This is a genomic window from Prevotella sp. (assembly GCF_036570325.1).
In the GTDB taxonomy this organism is placed as follows: Bacteria; Bacteroidota; Bacteroidia; order Bacteroidales; family Bacteroidaceae; genus Prevotella.
This window is the reverse complement of the sequence record NZ_DATCYK010000090.1, coordinates 1-5095: the sequence shown is the minus strand read 5'-3', so window position 1 is coordinate 5095 and position 5095 is coordinate 1. Positions and strand designations below refer to the sequence as shown.

Annotated in this window: 4 protein-coding genes; 2 read left to right on the top strand and 2 right to left on the bottom strand. The window is 52.0% G+C overall.

Features of this window, described 5'->3' with window-relative positions; translation table 11 throughout:
• The coding region (locus VIR50_RS09070) for a beta-glycosidase (RefSeq protein WP_331934811.1) at positions 1-2382 on the top strand (2382 nt) is incomplete at its 5' end.
• A 352-nt stretch (positions 2383-2734) separates the two neighbouring features.
• On the opposite strand, the gene ahpC is transcribed toward VIR50_RS09070, so the two are convergent.
• Positions 2735-3301 (bottom strand): alkyl hydroperoxide reductase subunit C, encoded by a 567-nt coding sequence (gene ahpC / locus VIR50_RS09065; protein WP_331934810.1) that lies wholly within the window; start codon positions 3299-3301, stop codon positions 2735-2737.
• 32 nt (positions 3302-3333) lie between these two features.
• Positions 3334-3921: a superoxide dismutase gene (locus VIR50_RS09060; RefSeq protein ID WP_331934812.1), complete on the bottom strand. Its 588-nt coding sequence runs from the start codon at positions 3919-3921 to the stop codon at positions 3334-3336.
• 308 nt (positions 3922-4229) lie between these two features.
• Between VIR50_RS09060 and VIR50_RS09055 the strand changes: the two genes are divergently transcribed.
• Positions 4230-5095: hydrogen peroxide-inducible genes activator (locus tag VIR50_RS09055; protein ID WP_331934809.1), on the top strand; the 866-nt coding region annotated here is incomplete at its 3' end.

The following is a 5095-nucleotide window of genomic DNA, read 5'->3' as shown; positions in this document are numbered from 1 at the left end:
CTTCATGCTTACCGTGGAAGGGCCTGCTACGAGCGGACGTTCGACGTGCCGAAAGATTGGGAACTGCAGGGCACTTACACCTTTCTTTATCTCGAACGAACCAAGACCACCGAGGTATTTCTCGACGGACAACGCGTCGGGAGCAGTAATGACATCTCCACACCCCAGCAAATCCATCTGCCCATCATGCACCATGGACGCTATCAATTGCGCATTATCGTCGACAACGGCGGCGGTTTGCCCGCGCAGGTTTACGCCGGCAGCCACGCCACTACCGAGGATACGCAAACCAATTGGAACGGTATCATAGGCCATATATTCATCGCCAATATCAACGCTTGTGCCTATCTGAAGCCTGCGTTGCCCCAAACGATTTCGCCGGTGTTCAAGAATTTCCGGGTCGAAGGCCATCATTTCTCGGCCAACGGCCACCCCGTGTTCCTCCGAGGCAAGCACGACGCCTGCGTATGGCCGCTCACCGGCCACGTGCCTATGGACCGCCCGACGTGGATAAGCTACCTTAAGAAGTTGCAGGAGTACGGCATTAACCACGTGCGTTTCCACTCTTGGTGTCCTCCCGACGCCGCTTTCTACGCCGCCGACAGCCTTGGTGTGTACCTGCAACCGGAGCTTCCGTTCTGGGGCGACTTCAATGCGGCCGACTCAACGCTGATGAGTTTCCTTTACAAAGAGGGCGAGAACATTCTCCGAAGCTACGCCGACCATCCGTCGTTTGTGATGTTTGGGTTGGGCAATGAGCTGTGGGGAAGCATTGAAAAGATGAAATCCTTTGTCGATGACTACCGTCGTTTGGCGCCCGGAGTGCTCTTTACCTTTGGCAGTAACTACTACTTGGGCTATCAAGGCGTGAAACCCGGCATGGATTACTTCACTACCTGCCGCATAGGAGGTGAGGCATGGGGACGCTACAACACCCATACCCGGGGCAGTTTTTCCTTTGCCGACGCCTTCGAGGGTGGCCTGCTCAATCATAGCAGGCCCAGTACGAGCCGGCAGTTCGATAAGGCTTGCGACGCCGCGACGGTGCCTATCATCAGTCATGAGACCGGACAATTCCAGAGTTTTCCTGACTTTGACGAGATAAAAAAGTACAAGGGCGTGCTCTATCCCTACAATATGGAGGTGTTCAAGCGGCGCTTGGAGCGGGCCGGCATGGGCCATCAGGCCAAGGATTTTCATGAAGCCAGCGGGCGATGGGCCTTTGAACTGTATAAGGCCGATATAGAAATGGACCTCCGTACACGCAATATGGCGGGCTTTCAGTTGCTCGATTTGCAGGATTATCCGGGTCAGGGAAGTGCCTATGTGGGCATGCTCGACGCCTTTATGGATAGCAAGGGCCTGACCACGGCGGAGGAATGGCGTGAGTTTTGCGGGCCTGTGGTGCCGTTATTGGTGAGCGACAGCCTTTGTTTTCGTGGCGATGAGCCGTTGAGGGCGGCCGTGAAGGTGGCCAATTATGGAGGGGCGGCATTGAACAACATGGGCATGTACGCCCGACTTACCGATAAAGAGCGAGCCCGTGAGTATGGTTTTGCCACGTTGGGCAGGGGCTTTGTGGGCGAGGGACTTACCTTTGTAGATTCCCTGCGCATGGATCTTGGTGCCGTGGATAGGCCTTCCTGCCTCGTGTTAGAGTTGGGATTTATCGACGATACGGGCCAACCGCAGCCGGGATTGGGGCAGAATCATTATAAAATATGGGTGTACCCGGCCAAGAGTTTGGCCCCCGTGGCGGCGCCGAAGATCATTCGCACGTCGGTCATGACGCCCCGTATCGCCCGCAAACTGGAGCGGGGAGCCACCGTTTTGTGGACGCCCGACAGCACGCAGCTCACGGGTTGCAGGACCGTGGGGCCGCTCTTTCAGACCGATTATTGGAATTATCGCATGTTTAAGACCATTTGTGAGAACAATAAAAAGCCCGTGTCGCCCGGTACATTGGGTATTCTCACCCGTCCCGAGCACCCCTTGTTCGGCGGTTTTCCTACCGAAAAGGGAAGCAATTGGCAGTGGTTCCCGATCGTGAAGCACAGCCGTCCGCTCGTGCTTGACGCCCTGCCGCAGGCTTTTGTGCCCACGGTGCAGGTGATAGACAATGTAGAGCGCTGCCACAAATTGGGCCTTGTGATGGAGTTTTCGATAGGAAAGGGGCGCTTGCTGCTTTGCATGAGCAATCTCGAGGCGGCCGCCCGCTACCCCGAGGGTCAGGCTTTCGTGAACAGCCTGCTGCGCTATATAAGCTCCAAAGCCTTTCGCCCGATGACCCGTTTTGGCAGTTTGGAGGCCCTCACTCGGCTCTTGGGCAGCGCCACGGAGGAGCTACAGCTCGAGAAATTGGGGAATATTACGGAGTATTGAGGGAGGAGTTGGGGGACTAGTCTGACCGGTCTGACCGGTCAGATTAGTCCGACAATAAGCGCAAAGGCCTGCTTTGACAATGTCAAAGCAGGCCTTTGGCGCTCCCAAAGCAGCCTTTCGGCAGGCTCATAGTGGCCCTTTCACCTGATGAAAGGGCCACTATGACAACATCAGCTACGAGCCATGAGAAAATAGCGGGTGCGTTATGAGCTTATGGTCGGGCCGCTTCGCTCATTTTACCCCATAAAAAAGGGGAGCAACATTGTCAACAACGTTGCTCCCCTGACTCTCTATTTATTATGTCGTTAATTTATATTTTCTACCCCAATGGGGGCTTGGAATCATACCAATATTAAATTTTTCCAACCAAATCGATACCCGGTTTGAGGGTCTTAGCGCCCTTTTTCCAGCGGGCGGGGCAAACTTCACCATCGTGGTCGGCTACGAATTGGGCTGCCTCTACCTTGCGAACAAGCTCCTCGGCGTTACGACCTATGCTGTTATCTTGTATCTCTGCAATCTTGATAAGCCCCTCGGGATTAACAAGGAAGGTACCGCGATAGGCCACGCCCTCGTCCTCTTTGTACACACCAAAGCCACGGCTGAGTACCCCGGTGGGGTCACCTAACATGGTGTAGTTAATCTTCTTGATGGTATCGGAGGCGTCGTGCCATGCTTTATGCACGAAATGAGTGTCGGTACTTACCGAGAATACCTCTACGCCCATGGCCTTAAGCTGCTCGTAATGGTCAGCCAAATCCTCGAGTTCAGTAGGACATACGAAAGTGAAATCGGCCGGATAGAAGAAGAACAAGGCCCACTTGCCTTCAATATCCTTACTACTTACAGTTTTGAAACTTCCGTTTTGGAAAGCCTGAACCTTAAATTCAGGTGCATGTGAATTGATGATTGGTTCCATTGAATATTATTTTTTAAAGTATAATGACTTGATTATTTCAAGCGTGAAGCTACCACATCCCAGTCTACGATGTCCCAAGCGGCGGCGATATGGTCGGCCCGTCGGTTTTGGAAATCAAGGTAGTAAGCGTGTTCCCACACATCAAGTCCGAACAAAGGATTGAGCCCATGGCGCACGGGATTGCTGCCATTACCCTCCTTAGTGATGACAAGTTTACCGTCGGCGTCCTGCGATAACCATGCCCAACCGGAGCCGAAGAGCGTCGTAGAAGCCTGAGCGAACTGCTGCTTAAAGTCCTCAAAGCTGCCGAAAGCCTCATTGATAGCCTCTGACAAACGACCCGAGGGAACGTTATCCTTTACCGGTGACTTGAACTGAAGGAAGTAAAGAGCGTGATTGAGCACCTGACCGGCGTTGTTGAAGATAGGGCCTTCGGGTGCCACGGCCACGATTTCTTCTACACTCTTGTCGGCAAGTTCGGTGTCTTTAACAAGACTTGCCAGCGTATTCACGTAGTTTTGGAGGTGCTTACCATAATGAAAATTGATGGTTTGCTCACTGATTACAGGTTCCAAAGCATTGACTGCGTAAGGAAGAACGGGCATTGCTATATTCATAATCTTTATATTTTAATCGTTAATGTATGCGTTTTAATTTTCTTGTTGCAAAGATAGGAAAGCCCCGAAAGCAAGCCAACAGATTTTTTTTATCGCACGATTGAAAAAATCTATCAGCCCCTTTGCATCCCTTTATTTATGGGCTTTCAGGATGATAAAAAAGGTTTGGCCAAACAAAAAATAAACCATCGGGAGGCCGATGTTTTAAAAAATACCAAAAGAAAGCCCATTCTGACGGGCCAAAGGCTGCCATTTCGATTCTTTTTCGTAACTTTGAAAAAGACTAACTTCTAAGAAATCAATATTCGGATATGACCCTTCAACAATTGGAATACATTATTGCCGTCTATCGGTTTAAGCACTTTGCCAAGGCGGCCGACTATTGCGAGGTGACCCAACCCACGCTAAGTTCGATGATACAGAAGCTCGAAGACGAGCTGGGAATGAAGATCTTTGACCGCAAACAACAGCCTATACAGCCTACGAAGGCAGGAATGAGCGTCATAGAGCAGGCATGGAAGGTGCTGCAAAGGGCCCGACGACTCAAGGAAACCGTGGAAGAAGAGAAGCAATCGCTCCTTGGCACGTTCCAAATAGGCGTCTTGCCCACGATAGCTCCTTACTTAGTACCGCGCTTTTTTCCGCAATTGATGAACCAAAGGCCCGAACTCGACATACGAATCACCGAAATGAAGACCGAGGATATGCGACGGGCACTGGCTCGGGGCGACATTGACGCCGCCATATTGGCCAATGTTGAGGGCATTGACGCTGCTCATTGGCACTCGCTTTACTATGAACAATTCTATGCTTACGTGGCCGAGGGCGACCCACTCTTTAACTATCAGACCATCAAACCGGCCGACCTGACGGGCGAATTCCTATGGTTGCTCGACGAGGGCCACTGTTTCAGGGACCAACTCGTGAAGTTTTGCCAGCTCAAGGCGGCCAGCCGAAGCAAGAAAAGCTATAACTTAGGCAGCATAGAAACCTTTATGCGTATCGTGGAAAACGGCAAGGGGCTCACCTTTATCCCCGAGTTGGCCATACCGCAGTTGAGCGATGAGCAGCGTAAGTTGGTGCGTTCGTTTGCCCTGCCCGTGCCTTCGAGGGAGATAGGACTGCTTACCGGCTCGGGCTTTATACGCTATTCGCTGCTCAATATGCTGGTAGAACA